This is a genomic window from Xanthobacter sediminis (assembly GCF_043195015.1).
GTDB lineage: Bacteria > Pseudomonadota > Alphaproteobacteria > Rhizobiales > Xanthobacteraceae > Xanthobacter.
In genome coordinates this window covers 51910-70280 of sequence record NZ_JBAFWH010000010.1, presented here as the reverse complement: position 1 = coordinate 70280, position 18371 = coordinate 51910, and the positions used below count along the sequence as shown (strand labels likewise).

At 72.7% G+C, this 18371-nt stretch carries 18 protein-coding genes; 9 read left to right on the top strand and 9 right to left on the bottom strand.

Features of this window, described 5'->3' with window-relative positions; genetic code table 11:
• Positions 1-8: 8 nt before the first annotated feature.
• The 3 genes from V5F61_RS14385 to V5F61_RS14375 all read right to left on the bottom strand — a co-directional run bounded on the left by V5F61_RS14385 (position 9) and on the right by V5F61_RS14375 (position 2607).
• A complete protein-coding gene (locus tag V5F61_RS14385; RefSeq protein WP_393988734.1) occupies positions 9-1217 on the bottom strand; it encodes an ABC transporter substrate-binding protein in 1209 nt (402 codons plus the stop codon).
• Between the two features lie 443 nt (positions 1218-1660).
• A complete protein-coding gene (locus tag V5F61_RS14380; RefSeq protein ID WP_393988735.1) occupies positions 1661-2140 on the bottom strand; it encodes an RrF2 family transcriptional regulator in 480 nt (159 codons plus the stop codon).
• Between the two features lie 5 nt (positions 2141-2145).
• Positions 2146-2607, bottom strand: a complete 462-nt coding sequence (locus V5F61_RS14375; RefSeq protein WP_393988736.1) for a GNAT family N-acetyltransferase — start codon at positions 2605-2607, stop codon at positions 2146-2148.
• A 206-nt stretch (positions 2608-2813) separates the two neighbouring features.
• On the opposite strand from V5F61_RS14375, the gene V5F61_RS14370 reads away from it, so the two are divergent.
• The 7 genes from V5F61_RS14370 to V5F61_RS14340 are packed head-to-tail and all read left to right on the top strand — an operon-like array spanning position 2814 to position 10510.
• Positions 2814-5795: a xanthine dehydrogenase family protein molybdopterin-binding subunit gene (locus tag V5F61_RS14370; protein ID WP_393988737.1), complete on the top strand. Its 2982-nt coding sequence runs from the start codon at positions 2814-2816 to the stop codon at positions 5793-5795.
• Entirely contained in the window at positions 5792-6628 is an 837-nt protein-coding gene (locus V5F61_RS14365) for an FAD binding domain-containing protein (protein ID WP_393988738.1), read from the top strand. The genes V5F61_RS14370 and V5F61_RS14365 overlap by 4 nt, the downstream gene beginning before the upstream one ends.
• Complete coding sequence (locus V5F61_RS14360; RefSeq protein WP_393988739.1) at positions 6616-7131, top strand: (2Fe-2S)-binding protein; 516 nt, start codon at positions 6616-6618, stop codon at positions 7129-7131. The genes V5F61_RS14365 and V5F61_RS14360 overlap by 13 nt, the downstream gene beginning before the upstream one ends.
• Positions 7128-8222 (top strand): MBL fold metallo-hydrolase, encoded by a 1095-nt coding sequence (locus V5F61_RS14355; RefSeq protein ID WP_393988740.1) that lies wholly within the window; start codon positions 7128-7130, stop codon positions 8220-8222. Before V5F61_RS14360 ends, V5F61_RS14355 begins: the two co-directional genes overlap by 4 nt.
• Positions 8219-8782 (top strand): cupin domain-containing protein, encoded by a 564-nt coding sequence (locus tag V5F61_RS14350; protein ID WP_393988741.1) that lies wholly within the window; start codon positions 8219-8221, stop codon positions 8780-8782. The genes V5F61_RS14355 and V5F61_RS14350 overlap by 4 nt, the downstream gene beginning before the upstream one ends.
• A gap of 22 nt (positions 8783-8804) precedes the next feature.
• Complete coding sequence (locus V5F61_RS14345; protein ID WP_393988742.1) at positions 8805-9593, top strand: alpha/beta fold hydrolase; 789 nt, start codon at positions 8805-8807, stop codon at positions 9591-9593.
• A 20-nt stretch (positions 9594-9613) separates the two neighbouring features.
• Complete coding sequence (locus V5F61_RS14340; RefSeq protein ID WP_393988743.1) at positions 9614-10510, top strand: alpha/beta fold hydrolase; 897 nt, start codon at positions 9614-9616, stop codon at positions 10508-10510.
• 18 nt (positions 10511-10528) lie between these two features.
• On the opposite strand, the gene V5F61_RS14335 is transcribed toward V5F61_RS14340, so the two are convergent.
• The 4 genes from V5F61_RS14335 to V5F61_RS14320 all read right to left on the bottom strand — a co-directional run bounded on the left by V5F61_RS14335 (position 10529) and on the right by V5F61_RS14320 (position 15069).
• Positions 10529-11458 carry an efflux RND transporter periplasmic adaptor subunit gene (locus tag V5F61_RS14335; RefSeq protein ID WP_393988744.1) on the bottom strand — a complete coding sequence of 310 codons (930 nt, stop codon included), beginning with the start codon at positions 11456-11458 and terminating at the stop codon, positions 10529-10531.
• The gene (locus tag V5F61_RS14330) at positions 11455-11661 is read right to left on the bottom strand and encodes a DUF1656 domain-containing protein (RefSeq protein ID WP_393988745.1); all 207 of its coding nucleotides are present in this window, start codon (positions 11659-11661) and stop codon (positions 11455-11457) included. The genes V5F61_RS14335 and V5F61_RS14330 overlap by 4 nt, the downstream gene beginning before the upstream one ends.
• Before the next feature lie 11 nt (positions 11662-11672).
• Entirely contained in the window at positions 11673-13712 is a 2040-nt protein-coding gene (locus tag V5F61_RS14325; protein WP_393988746.1) for an FUSC family protein, read from the bottom strand.
• Positions 13713-13953: 241 nt separating this feature from the next.
• Positions 13954-15069: an FAD binding domain-containing protein gene (locus tag V5F61_RS14320; protein WP_393988747.1), complete on the bottom strand. Its 1116-nt coding sequence runs from the start codon at positions 15067-15069 to the stop codon at positions 13954-13956.
• Positions 15070-15624: 555 nt separating this feature from the next.
• Here V5F61_RS14320 and V5F61_RS14315 point away from each other — a divergent pair.
• Entirely contained in the window at positions 15625-15912 is a 288-nt protein-coding gene (locus tag V5F61_RS14315) for a hypothetical protein (protein ID WP_393988748.1), read from the top strand.
• 96 nt (positions 15913-16008) lie between these two features.
• Here the strand turns inward: V5F61_RS14315 and V5F61_RS14310 are convergent, their stop codons facing one another.
• Positions 16009-16884: a sulfurtransferase gene (locus V5F61_RS14310; protein ID WP_393988749.1), complete on the bottom strand. Its 876-nt coding sequence runs from the start codon at positions 16882-16884 to the stop codon at positions 16009-16011.
• 100 nt (positions 16885-16984) lie between these two features.
• On the opposite strand from V5F61_RS14310, the gene V5F61_RS14305 reads away from it, so the two are divergent.
• Positions 16985-17515, top strand: a complete 531-nt coding sequence (locus V5F61_RS14305; protein ID WP_393988750.1) for a transposase — start codon at positions 16985-16987, stop codon at positions 17513-17515.
• Here V5F61_RS14305 and V5F61_RS14300 read toward each other — a convergent pair.
• Entirely contained in the window at positions 17458-18339 is an 882-nt protein-coding gene (locus tag V5F61_RS14300) for a sulfurtransferase (RefSeq protein ID WP_393988751.1), read from the bottom strand. The genes V5F61_RS14305 and V5F61_RS14300 overlap by 58 nt on opposite strands.
• Positions 18340-18371 lie beyond the last annotated feature (32 nt).

The following is an 18371-nucleotide window of genomic DNA, read 5'->3' as shown; positions in this document are numbered from 1 at the left end:
CCCCGGCCTCACTTCTTGGCGACGGCGGGCGCGCTGGTCGCCGGCAGCCACGCGCCGACCGGCGAGAAGGTCTTCTTCTCATGGTCGAAGCGGTAGAGCCGGTAGGCCGAGCTGCCGTAATGGTCGGTGGCGGAGAACTTGACGGGCGCGCCGGAAAGCCCGCCGGTGTCCACCGAGACCTGCTCCAGCGCCTTGGTGAAGGTGGCGCGGTCGCAGGGCTCGCCGCACTTGGCGGCGGCGTCGGCCACCACCAGGCCCAGGGTCCAGCCGGCGGCGTGGTAGGTCAGCAGCTCCTTGAAGCCGGCGGACTTGGCGGCGGCGCGCAGGGCTTCCGCCTGGGGGCCGGGCCCCTGGCCGTCCACGATGTAGCGGCTGTAGGTGTAGAGCTTGAGGTCGGGCGCGTCGCGCACCGCATCGCGCAGGGCATCGACGCCGATGCCGGATTCCATGTTCAGATAGACGCCGTCATAGCCCGCAGCCCCCAGGGCCGGGAGCAGCGACACCACGTGGCCGCGGCCGAAGCAGTCGGTGACCACGTCGGGGTTGATGGCCATCACCTTGTCCACCACGCCGCGGAAGTCGCGTTGGGTGAGCGGCACGATGATGCTCTCCACCTTGGTGAAGCCGTTGGCCTCGGCCGACTTGGTGGCGGCCTCGCAGGCCAGGATGCTGCCGGGCGACTCGAAGCCGAGGCACACCAGCGTCTTGCCCTTGGGCGCGATCTCGCGGGCGAACTTGCCGGCGGCCTCGCCGGTCACCGAGAAGATGAGGCCGGTGGCGAAGGCGTTGGACGTGGCGGGCGGCAGCGCCAGGGGAATGTTGGCGGGATAGGCCGCCACCACCGGCAGGCCCAGCTTCTCGGCCGAGGCGTAGACCGCCGCGTGGGTGTTGGAGACGGCGAGGCCGAGGATGGCGAGCACGTTCGCCGCCGCCAGCTCCTGCACCGCGTTCACGGAGCGCTGGGTGTCGCTCTGGATGTCGCGCACCTCGATCTGGAACGGGCGCCCGTTGACGCCGCCGGCCTTGTTGAGCTGGTCCACGAACAGCTGGAACCCGTCGAGGGTCGCCTTGAACGTGCCCTGCATGGGGCCCGACGCATCGGTGAGGTAGCCGAAGCGGAAGGGCTCGGGCGCCGCCGCGGCGGGCGCGGAGGCGAGGCAGGCGAGGGTGAGGCCCAGCGCCAGCCCCCCGAGAACACGGCTTTTTTCAGAGGACATTCCAGGGCTGCCTTGATTGATCTGCCAATTCAATCGCCTGGGAGGATGCCGCCGGCGCGGCAGGGCGCGCGGCGGGCGACATCGCCCACACGACTATAATTTAATAGATGGATTTTATCATAAATCTGTCAAGCGAATTTTGGTATTCGCAGATGCAAATTCGCGCCTCGCAGTGCCTGAAGGGGGCCGGGCGTGTGGAGCGGGGCGCTTCGCAGCCTGCGCTTCAGTGTAGAGCGCGCGGGCGGAGGGCGGGGTGGGGTCGCCATGGGTCGCTCCCGGCTCTGGGGGAGCTGGAATGCGCGTCGGCGGTCCGCGCCGCATTTTCAAGCGAAGCGGGCCGGCGCCGGTGAGGGCAATGCGCCCTCTCGGTCCTTGGGGCGATTGCCGTCAGCCGATGCGGGCGGAAGCCGGCCCGGCGCGCGGCACTCCGGACAACCGGCGCCTCAGATGTCGACGATCCAGGGCGGCGGGGCGAAGCCCGCCTCGCTTGCCCCCGCCGCCGGCGGTGTAGGCGCAGCCGCGGCGTGGCGGCGGCCGTTGTTGATGAGCGTCTGGATGGTCACGGACTTCAGGGTCGCGGAGGCGATGCGGTCGATCTCGTCGAGCACCCTGTTGACCTCGCGCGCCAGCGGCGGCAGCGCGCCGCCGCCGGGCGGGTGCGCCTCCTCGTGCCCTTCGAGCAGGAGGATGAGGTCGTACATGGTGAGCCGCTTGGCGTTGCCCGTGAAGGTGCAGCCGCCGCCGGGCCCGCGCACCGATTCCACGATGCCGGCCAGCGACAGGGTGCGCAGCACCTTGGCGAGATGATGCTGGGACATGCCGTATTTCGCGGCCAGCTCGCTGGCCGAGACCTGCTCGCCCGGCCGCGCCGCCAGCTCGACCACCGCCCAGATGGCGTACCAGGTGGAATAATGCAGCTTCATGGGGATCAGGCGGATGCGGCCGGGTCGGCCGGCGGTGTCGAGGTGAGCATCTCCAGCTCGATGAAGGGGCCGGCCATCATGCCCTGGCTGCGGAAGAAGGACATCAGCAGGTCGTCCTCCACGTGCAGGATGGTGCGCACCTTGCGGATGCCGAGCTGGCGGAAGCGGACGCGCAGCGCCTCGAACAGCAGGGCGCCGAGCCCTTCCTGCCGCGCGTCCGGGTCCACGCCGATGGCGTAGAGCCAGCCCGAGGGCGGGGCGCCGAACTCCCATTCGCGCACCTCGCCCAGCACGTAGCCGAGGATGCGCTCGGCATCGTGCGCCACCAGGAACGGCCGGGCGTGGGCCAGGTACTTGGCCGAGGAATACTTGCCGTACCAGAGGTCGGGTTTCGAGATGCCGGTGATGCGCGCGTCGATGTCGATCACGCGCGCCACGTCCGCCACCTCGGCGTCGCGGATGAGCATGGCCGTCCTTTCCGGGTCCATGGCAGGGGTCGGGGGTCCGAAGGCGGTTGTCAGGGTGCCTTTATTCGTATACTCGTACTATAATTCAAATTAACAGCGCGGCCCCATTTTTCCGAAGGATGCCGCGGGAGTTCCGCCTTGCCGCCTGCCCTCCACTCTCCTCCGCACGGTCGCCTGGCCGCGCCCGCCCGCCGGGAGCGCCATCCATGACGGTGCCCCTGGGCGGGGGCGTGCTCGGCCAGCCGGTCCCGCGAATCGAAGATACCGCGCTCCTGACCGGTCGGGGAAGATATGCCGACGACCTGCCGTCGCCCCGCGGCACGCTGCATGCCCATGTGGTGCGCTCGCCCCATGCCCATGCGCGCATCCTCTCCATCGACACCGCCGCCGCCCGCGCCGCCGAGGGCGTGGCGGCGGTGCTCACGGGGGAGGACCTGCGGGACATCACCTCGCCGTTCATGGTGGTGCTGAAGGCGCCCATCGACCAGTGGCCGCTGGCCCTGGAGGAGGTGCGCTTCGTGGGCGAGCCGGTGGCGCTGGTGCTGGCCGAGAGCCGCTATCTCGCCGAGGACGCCGCCGAGCTGGTGGAGGTGCGCTACGCGCCGGAGCCGGCGGTGCTCACCATCGCCGAGGCGCTGCGGGACGGGGCGCCGCTGGTGCATGCCGCCGCCGGCGCCAACGTCATCTCCACCCGCGACTTCACCTATGGCGACCCGGACGGCGCCTTCGCCCGGTGCCACCGGCGCGTGCGCATCCGCTCGGAATATCCGCGCAGCTCCTTCACGCCCATGGAGTGCTTCGTGGTGGTGGCGCAGTACGAGCCCGCCGACGACAGCTTCGACATCCAGGCCAACTTCCAGGGCCCCTACACCGTCCATCCGGTGATGGCGCGGGCGCTCAGGGTGCCGGGAAACCGCCTCCGGGTCCGCACCCCGCCCGACAGCGGCGGCAGCTTCGGCATCAAGCTCGCCATCTTCCCCTACATGGTGCTGATGGCCGCCGCCGCGCGCCTTGCCGGGCGGCCGGTGAAGTGGGTGGAGGACCGCAACGAGCACCTCGTCGCCGCCAATTCCGGCCCCAACCGCCTCACCGAGATCGAGGCGGCGGTGGCGGCGGACGGGCGCGTGCTGGCCCTGCGCTTCGACCAGATCGAGGACTACGGCGCCTTCCTGCGCGCGCCCATGCCGGGGCCGCTCTACCGCATGCACGGCGCCACCACCGGCGCCTACGACATCCAGAACCTCTTCGTCCGCAACCGCGTGGTGCTCACCCACCGCGCGCCGGTGGGGCTGGTGCGCGGCTTCGGCGGGCCGCAGCTCTATCTCGCGCTGGAGCGGCTGATGCACCGCGTCGCGGTCGAGCTGGGGCTCGACCCGCTGGAGGTGATCCGCCGCAATCTGGTTCCGGCCGGCGCCTTCCCCTATCGCACGGCGGCCGGCGCGCTCTACGATTCCGGCGACTATCCGCGCGCCGTGGAGGAGACCATCGGCGCGGGCCGCCTGGAGGATCTCCTGCGGCGGCGCGCGCAGGCGCGGGCGGAGGGGCGCTTCTACGGCATCGGCTTCGCCGCGGTGGTGGAGCCGGGCATGTCCAATATGGGCTACCTCTCCAACATCCTGCCCGCCAGTGTGCGCGAGCGGAACGGGCCGAAGAACGGCGCCGTCTCCCTCGCCACCGTCAGCATCGATCCCCTGGGCGCGGTGCTGGTGACGGCCGACGTGACCGTGCAGGGCCAGGGGCACGCCACCGTGCTCTCCCAGGTGGTGGCGGATGCCCTCGGCATCTCCATGGACCGCATCAAGGTGGACCTGGAGCTGGACACCCGGAAGGATGCCTGGTCCATCGCCGCCGGCACCTATTCCTGCCGCTTCTCGCCCGGCACGGCGGTGGCTGCGCACCTCGCGGCCATGAAGCTGCGCCGGCGCCTCGCTCGCACCGCCGCCGTGCTGCTGAACGTGGACGCTGCCGAGGTGGAGTTCGCCGAGGGCCGCGTGTTCTGCCGCGCCAATCCCGCCAACGGCCTCGATTTCGCCCGCGTGGCCGGCACCGCCCACTGGGCGCCCGCATTGCTGCCCGACGGCGTGCCCGCCGCCCTGCGCGAGACCGGCGTGTGGAACCCCGAGCAGCTTTCCGCTCCGAGCCCCGACGACCGCATCAACACCTCGCTCACCTACGGCTTCGTGTTCGACATGTGCGGCGTGGAGGTGGACCCGGTGACCTTCGAGGCGCGGGTGGACCGCTATGTCTCCATGCACGACGCCGGCCGCCTGCTCAATCCGCTGATCGCGGAGGGGCAGATCCGGGGCGCGTTCGTGCAGGGGCTGGCCACCGCCCTCTACGAGGAGTTCGTCTACGACGCGGATGGCGCATTCCTCACCGGCACCTTCGCGGACTATGTGGTGCCCTCGGCGCGCGAGGTGCCGGCGCTGGAGCTGCTGCACATCGAAAGCCCCTCGCCCTTCACGCCGCTCGGCGCCAAGGGGCTGGCCGAGGGCAATTGCATGAGCGTGCCGGCCTGCCTCTCCAATGCCATCGCCGACGCCCTCGGCCTTTCCGACGTGCCGCTGCCGGCCACCCCGCGCCGGCTCCACGCCGCCATGGCGCCGGCCGAGTCGGGGGCGACAGCCGAGGCGGATGTGGCTGTCGGCGCGCCCGCCGGCGCCGGCCTCGGCGGGCGGCATCTGCGCGGCTCGGGCGCGGTGGAGGTGGCGGCCCCGCCCGAGGCGGTGTGGGCGGCGCTGCTCGATCCCGAAACCCTGCGCGGCGCCATTCCCGGCTGCAGCGCCCTCACCGCCACCGGCGCCCATGCCTATGCGGCCGAGGTGGCGCTGGGGGTGGGCCCGGTGCGCGGGCGCTTCTCCGCGCAGGTGGCGCTGAGCGATCTCGACCCGCCCCGCTCGGGGCATATCGGCGGCGCCCTCTCCGGCCCGCTCGGCACCGCCGCCGGCGGCGGGCGGCTGGTGCTCACCCCCACGGCAGCGGGCACCCGCATCGCCTACGACTTCTCGGTGGAGGTGGGCGGCAAGGTGGCCTCGGTGGGCGGGCGCATGCTGGATGGCGCGGCCCGCATCGTCATCGGCCAGTTCTTCGAGCGGTTCGCCGGCGCGCTCGCCCCGGCCGGCGCCGCTCGCGCCGGCTGGCTGGCGCGGCTCCTGAGCCGTCTCTCGCGCCGCCGGAGGGCCTCATGAAGCCGCGTCCGTTCGATTATGCCCGCCCCGATACGGTGGAGGAGGCGCTGGAGCTGCTCGCCGCGCACGGCGAGGCGGCGCGCATCCTGGCGGGCGGGCAATCGCTGATGGCCCTGCTCAACCTGCGCCTCGCCGAGCCGGCGCTGCTGGTGGATATCGCCCGCATTCCGGAGCTGCGGCGCATCACGCGGCGCGGTGGGTGCGTGGAGTTCGGCGCCGCCGTCACCCAGAACGCGGCGCTGGGCTGGCCGGAGCTGGCGGATGCGGTGCCGCTGCTGGCCCGCGCCCTGCCGTGGGTGGGCCATTTCCAGACCCGCAACCGCGGCACACTGTGCGGCTCGGTGGCCCATGCGGATCCCTCCTCGGAGATCCCGCTGTCGCTCGCCGCGCTGGAGGGGGAGGTGGTGCTGCGCTCGGTGCGCGGCACGCGGGTGCTGCCCGCCTCGGCCTTCCAGAAGGGCCTGCTCTCCACCGCCCGCGCGGCCGACGAGATGATCGTGGCGGTGCGCTTTCCCGATGCGCCGGGGACCGGCGCCGCCTTCCGCGAGGTGGCGCGGCGGCACGGGGATTTCGCCATCGTGGCGCTGGCCGCCGTGGCCGGGCGCGACGGCGTGGTGCGCCTCGCGGTGGGCGGGGTGGCCGACCGGCCCCTGGTGCGCCGCCTCGGCCCCGCCGAGACCGGGAGCCCGGAGGCGCTGGAGGCCGCGGCGGACGCCCTCGCGCGCGCGGCGGGCGGGCACGACGACGTGCACGCCAGCGCCCATTACCGACGTGATCTGGTGCGCCGGCTTGGGCCGGCGGTGGTGCGGGAGGCGCTTTCATGCGCAGCGTGAAGAAGGACGAGCGGCCCGTCATCCGCTTCACCCTGAACGGGCGCGCCGTGGGCGCCCCGGCCGAGCCGCGCCTGCTGCTCACCGATTTCCTGCGTGAGCGGCTCGATGCCACCGGCACCCATGTGGGCTGCGAGCATGGCGTGTGCGGCTGCTGCACCGTGCTCATCGACGGGGTGGCGGCGCGCGCCTGCCTCACCCTCGCGGTGCAGGTGGAGGGCCGCGACGTGCGCACCGTGGAGCACCTCTCGCCGGACGGGCGCACGCTCGGCGCCCTCCAGCAGGCGTTCCACGCGCACCATGCCCTGCAGTGCGGCTTCTGCACGCCCGGCATCCTCATGTCCTTCACCGACCTCCTGGCGCGCGATCCCGATCCCGGCCGGGCGCAGGTGGAGGATGTGCTGGGCGGCCACCTGTGCCGCTGCACCGGCTACCACGCCATCGTCGAGGCGGTGCTCGACGCCGCCCGCGCCCTGCGCGCGGCCCCCATGGAGACCGCACCGTGAACGATCTTGCGCCCTCTCCCGTTCCCGCCTCCGCTCCTCCCGCCCCCGTTCCTCCCGCCCCCGTTCCTCCCGCCTCCTGGAGCCTGGAGGAGGTGGCGCCCGGCGTGCTGCGGCTCCACATGCCGCTGCCGTTCCGGGGGCTGAAGCAGGTGAACCTCTGGCTCATCCACGGGGCCGAGGGCTGGACCATGGTGGACTGCGGCTTCGGCTCGCCCGCCCACCGCGAGATGCTGGAGGAGGCGTGGCGCGCCGCCCTCGGCGGGGGCAGGATCGCGCGCCTTGTCGTCACCCATTTCCACCCGGACCACATGGGCAATGCCGGCTTCATCGCCCGCCGCTGGGGCCTGACGCCGGAGATGACACAGCTCGAATGGCTGGCCGCCCACGCCGCCTGGCACGACGGCTACAGCGACGACATCGCCGCCTCCCAGCCCTTCTTCCGCCGCCACGGGCTGGACGAGGCGCTCATCGACACCTACCGCGAGGGCTTCCTGCGCTACGGCGCCAGCGTCGATCTGCCGGCCGCCTACCGGCGCATCGCCGACGGCGACCTCCTGCGCCTCGGCGGCGCCGACTGGCGGGTCGTCACCGGCGCCGGCCATTCGCCGGAGCTCGCCACCCTCCACGCGCCGCGCCTCGGCCTCTACATCGCCGGCGACCAGGTGCTGCCGGGCATCACCCCGAACGTCAGCGTCTATCCGGGCGAGCCGGAGGCCGATCCGATCGCCGCCTATGTCGCCTCCCTCGGCCATATCCGCCGCGCGGTGGCGGACGACGTGCTGGTGCTGCCCTCCCACAAGCTGCCGTTCCGCGGGCTCCACGGGCGCCTCGACGCGCTCGACGCCCACCACGAGGCGCGCCTCGCCCACCTGAAGGCGGCGTTCCCTGCCGACGGGCGGCCCATCGCCGCCGCCGAGGCCATGGCCCACCTGTTCCCCTTCGACCTCGACGGGCACCAGGTCGCGTTCGCCATGGGCGAGACCCTCGCCCACCTCAACCACCTGCGCCGGCGCGGGGAGGCGGAAGAGCTTCCCGCCGGCGACCGGCTCGTCTACCGCCTCACCCCCTCCGCACGGGACGCCCTGCCATGACCACAGCGAAAAGCACGTCCAGGACCGCGACGAAGAGCACCACGAAGACCGCCGCCAAGTCCGCCGCCAAGACCACGGCGGAGCCCGCCGCCGCGCCGGCCACCTATACCGAGAAGGTGACCATCAACGGCAAGAACGTGGTGATCGCCCACCATGCCCCGCCGGTGGTGAATGCCGGGGTGCTGGAGAATGGCGACATCTTCCGCCTCATCAACGTGTTCGACGAGAAGTTCGCGCCCACCAACGCCACCCGCGCCGACGGCACGCCGCTGCGCCTGTTCACCTCCCCCCGCACCAAGGTGGACGTCTCCAAGCGGCGCAAGGAGGACATGTCGTTCTGGCACCGCAACGTCGATGCCCACGAGATCATCTTCTGCGTGAAGGGCGCGCTCGCCTGGGAGACGGAGCTCGGCAACGTCACCATGAAGCCGGGCGACATGCTGTTCATCCCCCGCGGCATCGCCCACCGCTCGCGTCTCGCCCCGGAGTCCACCGATGAGAACGTGCTCATCGAGCTCAAGATCGCCGACGAGCTCGAATATGTGGGCGAGGACCGCTGATCCGGCGCCGGGGAGCACTTCCATGCATGTCACAGTCAACGGTATCCGCCTCAATTACGAGATCGAGGGGCCGCAGGACGCGCCCGTGGTCACCTTCGCCCACGCCCTCGGCAACAGCCTCAGGCTGTGGGACGACGTGGCCGCCGCCCTCAGGGACCGCTACCGCGTGCTGCGCTACGACCAGCGCGGCCACGGCCTGAGCGAGGCCAAGCCCGGCCCCTACACCTTCCCGGAGCTGGAGGACGACGCCCTCGGCCTGCTCGACGCCCTCGGCATCGGCAGGACCCATTGGGTGGGGCTCTCCATCGGCGGCATGATCGGCTACGGCCTCGCCATCCGTGCGCCGGAGCGGCTCGCCTCCCTCGTCGCCTGCGACGCGCGGCCCGACGCACCGCCGGACTACGCCGCCTATTTCCAGTCGCGCATCGACAAGGCGCGCACCCTGGGCATGGCGAGCCTCGCCCAGCTCTCGGTGGAGCGCTGGTTCACGCCGCGCACGGTGGCCGCCGACCCGCCGGTGCTGGAGAAGATCCGCAATCTCGTCGCCACCACCGATCCGGTGGGCCATGCCGGCTGCTGCGAGGCGCTGAAGACCCTCGCCTACGGCCCGCGCCTCCACCTCATCCAGGTGCCCACCCTCATCCTCGGCGGCGCCGAGGACAAGGGCGCCCCGCCCGACAAGCTGGCCGAGGCGGCCGCGAAGATCCCCGGCGCGGTCCATGTGACCCTGCCGGATGCCGGCCACATCACCCCCATCGAGGCGCCCGAGGCCTTCCTCGCCGCCCTCGACGACCATCTGGCCCGCCACTGACCCCTCCAAGGAGCGCGCCCATGCCGCACGCCACCGGGCAGACCGCGCCCGTCACCCTGTCCGACGGCGCCAGCCTCCACCTGCGCCGCGCCGGCCGCCCCGATGGCCCGCGCCTGTTCCTGTCCCACGGCAACGGCTTCGCCATCGATGGCTATCGCGACTTCTGGGAGCCCCTGGCGGAGCGGTTCGACCTGGTGCTGTTCGACATGCGCAACCACGGGCGCAACCCGCCTGCCGGCGGCGACGGGCACCATTATCTCCAGCTCGCGCGGGACCTCGAAAGCGTCGCCGCGGCGGCGGCGGCGGCCTTCGGCGAGAAGCCGGCCATCGGGGTGTTCCACTCCATGTCCGCCCGCGCCGCCCTGAAGCAGGCGGTGGAGGGGCCGCGCCTGTGGGCGGCACTCGCGCTCTACGATCCGCCGAGCGTGCCGCCCCCGGCGCACCCGCTCTACGCGGCCATGCGGGCGTTCGAGATCAAGCTCGTCTCCTTCGCCCTGGAGCGGCCCGAGCGCTTCGAGAGCCCGGACGCCCTGGAGGCGCAGTTCGCCACCGGCCGGGCCCAGGCCCGCTGGACGGCGCGCAGCCGCGCCGAAATGGCCCGCGCCATCCTGCGGCCCGACGGCGCCACATGGACTTTGCGCTGTCCGCGCGAGCTGGAGGCGGCCATCTATCTCCAGGCGCTCAACCTCGACCTCTGGCCGAAGGCGGCGCAGGCGCCGCTGCCGGTGAAGATCATCGGCGCCGATCCGGAGCTGGAGGGCACGGGCCCCACCGGCCGGGCCAACGCCGCGCTCGCGGCCGAGGGCGGCTTCGCCTACGAGGCCGTGCCCGGTACCGGCCATCTGCTGCAGATCGAGCGGCCGGAGCCCTGCCGCGCCGCTTTGGTGGGCTGGCTCGAAGGGCTCGGGCTGGCCTGAGCGCGGCCGCCGCCCCGGTCATGGCGCCGGGCGGGGCCCGGCATCCCCGCGCCCGGTGATGGATACGCTGGCGGTGAGGCCGGCGGCGAGGGTGAGCGCGGGCGGCGGGTGGTCCAGCGCCACCCGCACCGGCACCCGCTGGGCGAGGCGCACCCAGGTGAAGACCGGGTTCACCGTGGCGAGCCCGGAGGCATCGGCCTGGGTGTTGGCGATGGCGATCCCCCGCCCGATGCCGGTGACATGGCCGGCGAGCCGGTGCGGATAGGCCATCAGCCTGACGGCGGCGGCATCGCCCAGGTGGATGTCGTCCAGCACCGTCTCCTCGAAATAGCCGTCCACCCAGAAGCTGTCGGCGTCCACCACCGCGAGCGCGCGCTGGCCGCTCGTCGCATAGTCGCCGGGCTGGATGACGAGGTTGGTGACATAGCCGTTCACGGGCGAGACGATGCGCGTGCGGTCGAGATCGAGCTGTGCCCTGTCGCGTGCGGCGAGCGCCTGCCGGTAGGCCGCCTCCGCGATGGCCGCCGCCGCCGCATAGCTCTCCTGCTCCTCCTTGGAGACCGAGAGCGTGGTCTGCAGCGCTCGCCGCCGGGCCTCCGCCTGCCTGTTGTCGAGATCGGCCTTCGCACGCGCCACCGACGCCTCGGCGGCGGCGAGGGCGATGCGGTAGTCGTCGGGCTCGATTTCCATCAGCAGGTCGCCCTTCCGGAGATGCTGGTCGGCGGTCACGGCGAGCGCGGCGATGCGGCCCGACACCTGGGGCGTGACGGTGACCACATAGGCCCGCACGGTGCCGTCGCGGGTCCAGGGCGTGGCCATGTAGGCGTCCCACATGCGCCAGCCGAGCCCGCCGGCGAGGGCGAGCACGCAGAGGGTGGCGAGCACCGCCGGCAGGCGGCGCGGCGCGGCGGGGCGGGCGGCGTCCAGGGCGGCGTCCAGGGCGGTCATGGGCGGCCTCCCGCACCGAGCACGACGAGGGACAGCACGATCATGTAGACGCACAGGCCGAACAGGCCGGGATGCCAGACGCGCCGGGAAACGCCCCAGCGGTCGCCCGCCACGCGCAGCGGGATGGCGAGCAGCCATGCCGCCAGCATCATCACCACGAACGGCGCGACATAGACGCCGAGAATGTCGATCTCCCTGAACATGGCCTTCTCCCTCAGATGAACGGCGGCGGAACGCCCGCCCGCCCCGTGAACAGCCCGGCATGGGCATCGATGGCCTCGCGGATCACCGTGATCCGGGCCCTTAGGCGCGCCTCCTCCGGCGCCCCTGTGCACGCTTCCTCCAAGGCCGCGAACACCGCCTGCGCGGCGGCCGGGCGCCCCGCGGCGAGGTGGGCGAGGGCGAGGGAGAGGCGCGCACGCTCCCGGGTGCCCCTCAGGCCCTGCGCGAGATCCATGATCGCCCGGCCGAGCGCGAGCAGGGCCATGAGCGCCGCGGCATCGTCTGCCGGGGCCTGCGCGGGCAGGGCTTCCAGGCGGCGGGACATGAGGGCGGTCCAGCGCGCGGGGCTGGTCGGAAGGGGCCCGCGGGCCAGCCGGTGGACATCCCGCAGCGACAGGGCGAGCAGGCGCCGGGCGCGGGCCGGCGGGTCCATCACCGGCATGGCGACGAAGAACAGCGTGCCGGTGACGGTGCCGGCGATGACCGCCAGCGCCAGGTTGAGGTAGCCGGCCGCGTCATAGGAGGCGGGATTGCCCACCCCCAGCAGCGGCAGGCTGGCGATGGACATGGCCAGGAACGCCACCGGGTGCCACGTGCCGGCCTGCATGATGCCGAGCGGCACGAACAGGGCCGCCAGCACGCCGGCCAGGGCCGGGAAGGTGGTGAGCGAGGGGAGCACGCAGACATAGAGCACGGCGCCGAGCGCCGCCATCGCGGCGGCGCCGGCCGCATAGTCTCCGGCGCGGGCGCGGGCCTCGTCGCCGAACGCGCCGAAGATCAGCGTGGTGGCGGCGGCGAACACGATGGCGAACGGGCCGGCCGGCCACGCCGTGGCCACCCAGAAGGCGGCTGTGGCGGCCACCGCCGCGAACGCCCGCGCTCCGTTCAGCACAGCGGGAAGCGGGTCCGCGACCACCGGCGGGGCCCGCCAGCGCCGCCGCGCCCCGCGCCGGGTGCGCAGCAGGAGGATGCCGGCGGCCATGGCCTCGATGCCGGTGGCGACGGTGAGGGCGGCGTCCGCCAGCATGCGGCGGGTGGCATCCCCGCACCCGATCGCGCGGATTTCCGCGATGGCCAGCCGGCAGTCCTGCGCGAGGCGTTCCGGGGCGCGGTCGATGTCGGCGGGATCAATGCGGGCGAGCACGGTGGTGAGGGCGTGCCTCAGCCCGGCGCAGTCCGCGCCGGCCCGGCCCGGATGGCTGCCCAAATGGCTCCCGATGTCGCGCCAGGCCACCAGGGCGTCCAGCAGGGCGGCTGCTGCTGCCTGCAGGTTGCCGGTGCGGGCGCGCAGGAAGGCGGATTCGCCGGTCGCCGCCGCGATGGCGGCATCGAGGGGGCCGAGCGCACGGACCATGTCGTGCCGCGCCGCGCGGGTTTCGGGCGTGTCGGTGCCGGCCACCAGCGTCGCCAGGAACCCCTGCGAGAGCCGGGCCGCCGCGTGGCGTAGCAGGCCCTCGAGCTGGCGCCCGGCGCTGCCGGTATCCGTGAGCAGCGCCACGACGGCGGCGGCGAAGATGCCGATGGCGATCTCGCCGACGCGGACCACGGCCAGGAGGAAGGCCGAGGACGGATCGGCCAGCGTATCGGCGAAGATGATGGCTGAGGTGATGCCGGCGAGCGCCGCGGCGTAGGAGGCGAAGCCCCGCAGCGTCACCACCGCGAAGCCGCAGGCGCCGCACCACAGGGCGAGGCCCAGGATCAGCAGGTCGCGCTGCTGGGGAAAGAGCGACAGCAGCGCCACCATCGCCAGCCCGCCTACGAGTGTGCCGAGGGCGCGGTGGCGCCCCTTCTGCATGGAGGCGCCGAGGCTCGGCTGGCACACGATGGCGGCGGTGGTGGCGGCCCAGAAGGGGTTTTCCAGCTCCAGCCCGTAGGTGACGAACAGGGCAAGGCACACCGACGCGGCGAGGCGGACGCCGAACAGCACGCGCGGCAGGAAGGGCGCCGCCGTCGCCCCCGCCTGACGGGCGGCAGGCGGCATGTCGCGGGGCGGGGGCAAGGGCTGGGGGCGGGCATCGGCGGTGGTGCGCATCGCTGTCTCGTCCGGGCTCGGGGTGGTCCGGAAACGAGGATAGGCGGCGGCGGGCGCGGGGAAATCATACGTGCCAGCGCCGCGATGCTACCTTGGTTTGCCTGGGGTGCCCGTCGCGGACGCCGCTCTTCTTCTTGGCGGGCGTTCCAGCAACGCGAAAACCGGCGCGTCCGGAAAACGCGCCGGTGCAAGGCGAAGAGTTCTTGCCGTGGGCAGGCCGGCGCGCCGGGCGTCCGGCGCCTCAGCCCAGGCTCTGCCCCAGCCGCTGGCCATAGGCGACGATGGCGCGTCCGGCCGGGGCGCGGGCGGCCTCATAGGCGGCGAGCGCGGCATCGAGGTCGGTGTGGGCCGCCAGCGCATCGCGCAGGGCGAAGGCGTCGCCGGCCGCCTTTGCGACCCCCATGGCGGTGTGCGGCCGGGCCACGAAGGCGGCATCGCCGAGCAGCGTGATCCGCCCCGCCGCCATGCGCGCGGGCGCATAATCGAAGATGGCGTGGATGAAGGGGCGCGGCTCGGCGGCCACCGCGGCGGCGAAGGCGGGGGGCAGCAGGCGCTCGGCATCCGCGCGCGTGGCGGCGACCGTCTCGGCGCGCACCCGCCCGGGCGCCAGGGAGAAGGGCCGGCGCACGCCCTCGATATCGGTCAGCACCGTGCCGAGGGCATCGGCGTCGTAGCGGCGGTACCAGACCCAGTTGTAGCGGCGCCGGCCCGCCTCGATGGAGCCGTCCGGCCCCGGAACGAGATAGCCGAGGATGTGCGACCCCGGCATTTCGTAGAAGGCGAAGCGCTCGAACAGCTGGCGCGCCGCCGCCTCGGGCACCGCTGTTTCGGGCACCAGCCCGCGCCAGGTGGCATAGCCCACATAGGCGGGCCGCGAGCCGGGGCCCGACACCGCCGCCCGGACCACCGAGCCGATGCCGTCGGCGCCCACCAGCAGGTCGGCCCGCGTCTCGTTGCCGTCGGCATGGCGCACGCGGGCGCCGTCCGCCGCGCCGATCGCCTCCACCACCCGTTGGCCCTTGTGGTAGCGCGCATCGGGCAGCATCTCGCGGAAGGTGCGGAACAGCACGTCCCAGGAGAGCTGCGTCTGCGGCGTGTGCTGGCGGTGGACGATGTCGCCGGCGCGGTCGAGATGGATCCGCTCGCGCGCCACCACGCCGAAGCGGGCGAGGTGCTCCACCCCCACCTCGCGCAGGATGGCGAACACTTCGCGCTGGGCGACGAGGCCCGCGCCCCGGCCCTCCAGCCCGTGGACCGAACGTTCGGTGACGGTGACATCGTAACCGGCGCGGTGCAGCAGCACGGCGGCGAACAGGCCGCCGATGGATCCGCCGACGATGAGGATGCGCGGGCTCATGGCTGTGGTTCTCCGTTCCCAGGGCGTCATCGGGGGAGAGGCCGGCCGGCGGGCCGGGAGCGGCCACGCGAACGGCGCCGGTCTCAGCAGCGGGGCAAGGCCGCTCGGCGCCCGTGAATGCGCTCATGAATAGGTGGTTGTTCCGCGTGCTTCTTCCGAAAAGGCACAGAATAGCGGCCGCAGCACCCGGCCTGTCCGATCACGGCGGGGCCGGCTGCGGATTCCGCCATGGGGTGCGCTTTGTGCGCGGGCGGATCATCGTCGTGCGCCGTGCCCGCGTGCGGCTTCCGAGACAGGGGGCGAAAGGCGTGCGGTGTCTCCGCCGCTGCCGTGGGCGGCCGGTGGGGACAGTCCCTGCCTGCCTGTTCAGAGGCCAGAGCCGTATCGGCATGGACGCTGCCCCCGCGCGGGGGCCTTTTCCCGGCGCTGCCATGGGCAGGTTCATACTTTGGTTTCTGCCGTGCGCAGGGATGTATATCTTCGGCAGATGGTTGGATGATGGAGGACGAAGGCACCCGCTTCTACATTGGAAACATCAGAAACGGAGTGACTGACATGTCCATCAAGACTTATCTTCTCGCCACCGGCGTCGTCCTCACCTTCGCCACCGCCGCCGGCACCGCTTACGCCGATCCCTATGTGGGCGAGCTGAACCGCGAGCAGGTGGCGGTCTCCGCCCAGGAAACCCTGGTGCCGAGCTCCCGCGCGGCGGCCCTGCGCGAAGAGCAGAAGATCGAGCGCCCGAGCGCGTTCGGCACCCCTGGCCCCTATTATGTGCCGTCCGCGCCCTTCCAGTCCGGCGATGCCCACTGGGGCCCCGCCCACGATGCCGACGACGAGTGAGACGCTCAACACGATGCTGCAAGAGGGGCCGCTCCGGCGGCCCCTTTTTCTTTGTCCGCCGGCGCGCGGGGGCCCCTCCCGCCGGGGCCGGCGGCCTCACCCCTCGCCCAGCTCCAGGGGCAGCGCCGCGTCCGCGGTCCATTCGGCGAGGGAGCCGTCATATTCCCGCGTCGGCTCGTATCCGATGACGGCGAGCGCCAGCGCGCCCACGGCCGAGGCGACGCCGCCGCCGCAATAGGTGACCACCAGCTCGCCCGCCAGCGGCGTGCGCGCCCGGAACAGGGCCAGCAAGGCCTCGGCCGGCTTCAGCGTGTTGTCCTCCTCGCGGACCAGCTCGGCGAAGGGCAGGTTCGCGCTGCCGGGAATGTGGCCAGGCCGGGCGCGGCCGGAGACGCGGCCCGAGAAATCGTCCTTCTGCAGGAAGCAGATGAGCCGCCCCTCGCGCCTGTGGCTGGTGATGTCGAGCACTTCGGCCGTGGTCGCCACCGTGTCGCGCGGGGGCGGCAGGGGATAGCTGGTCTTCGCATAGGGCGTGAGGCCGCGCTCCACCGGCCGGCCCTCGGCGCGATGCTTGCGCAGGCCGCCATCCAGCACGCTCACCCGCTCGTGCCCGTAGGAGCGCAGCACCCACCACAGGCGCGCGGCCCATTGGTTGGCGAGGTTGTCGTAGACCACCACGTGGGAGCTGCGGGCGATGCCGAGCCGGCCCGCCGCCGCGGCGAGCTGGAGGGCGCTCGGGCGGGTGAAGGGGAATGGGGCGAGCGGATCGGAGAACTGGGTGAACAGGTCGGCGAAGCGCGCGGAGGGGATGTGCCCCTCATGCTCATAGGCATCCAGCCCGCTGCGGAATTCCGCCCGCGTGCGGTCGGGCGCGGCTTCGAGATAGACGCTGGCGTCGAGGACGATCAGGTCGTCGTCGTGGAGATGATCGGCCAGCCATGCCGTGGAGACGAGGGGCGGGGTCTTATGCATCCTGGGAATCCGGTCCGGAATGGAGCGGCGGCTTGCGTTGCCGGACGAGGCGGGCTAAATTCTAAATTAGATTTATCTTTAAACTGAAGATAACACGGGAATGCGCGGCGCACCAGTCAGGACGGACGCAGCGAACGATCGCAGCGATCCGGCGCTCGAGGAGGGCGCGCGCGCCTCCGCCCGCTACGCCCCCTCCGTGAAGGAGCTGGCGGTGGACGAGGTGGAGCGTCGGCGGATGCGGAACCCGCGCGACCGGACCATCTATCGCGAGGTTGCCCGCCAGTTCGGCGTCGGCGAGCAGTCCCTGCGCCTGTGGGTGAAGAAGAAGGATGCCGCGCGGCTGGAGGCGCCGGACCCGGCCGCCGGCGCCGGCGCGGCCATGTCGCCCGAGCAGATGCAGAGCGAGCTGCACGCTCTGCGCCGCCAGATCCAGAAGCTGCGCACCGAGAACGAGGTGCTGAAGCGTGCCTTCGTGGTCTTCTCGTCCGAATGGGGCGAGGGCGAGCCGCGCTCCGCGGTCCCGGCCGCCGGCGGCGCGGAGCCGGGCGCCGAAGCGGCAGGGCCCGCCGACGATCAGGCTTCGAGCGGTCTCGCGGGGTCCTTCGACCACTCGGAGAGCGAGCCGTCGTAGACGCGCACCCGCCCGTGGCCGAGGGCACGCAGCACGAAGCCGTCGACGGTGGCGGCGATGCCGCTGCCGCAATAGGCGATGATGTCCGTCTCGCCGCCGATGCCCGTTTCTCCACCAATGCCTTGGGTGGCGAGCGCGGCCTTGATCTCATCGAGGGGCTTCAGGCTGTTGTCGGCGGCCACCAGCGATCCCGCCGGCAGGCTGAGGCTGCCGGGGATGCGCCCGCGCCGGCCGTAGGGGCCAGGGGTGGCGCCGCTGAAATGCTGCGGGCTCAGGGCGTTCACCAGGGTCGTTCCGCCCTTCTCCACCGCCGCCGTCACCTCGGGAAGATCCGCGAACAGGCCCTGCGGCCGGGGCGAGAGGGCCTCCGCCGCAGGATAGGGCGCGGCGGGGCCGGCGGCGGTGGGGCGCCCTTCCGCCACCCATTTGGCGAGCCCCCCGTCCAGCACCGCCACGCGGGTGAAGCCGATGTCGTTGAGCAGCCACCAGGCGCGGGTCGCCCATCCGTAGGTGGAGGTGGAATAGAGCACCACCGCGCTGTCGGGCCCGATGCCGGCGCGCGCGAAGGCGGCGGCGGCGGCTTCCGGGGCGAGCCGGGTGAAATCGAGGCCGGAGGTCGTGTCCGAAAGGTCGTTCTTCAGGTCGAGGTAGCGGGCGCCGGGAATGTGCGCCGTCTCGAACACCGCCCGCGCGGGCGCGCTCTCCCCGGCCCCCGGCGCGGTGGCGGCGCCGGCGGTGGCATCGAACAGCCGCAGGCCGGGGTCGGAAAGCTGCCCGGCGAGCCACGGGGTGGACACGAGGAAGGGCGAGGGAAGGCTGGTCATCGGGGGATCTTTCCTTGGAAATGGCGCTGTCG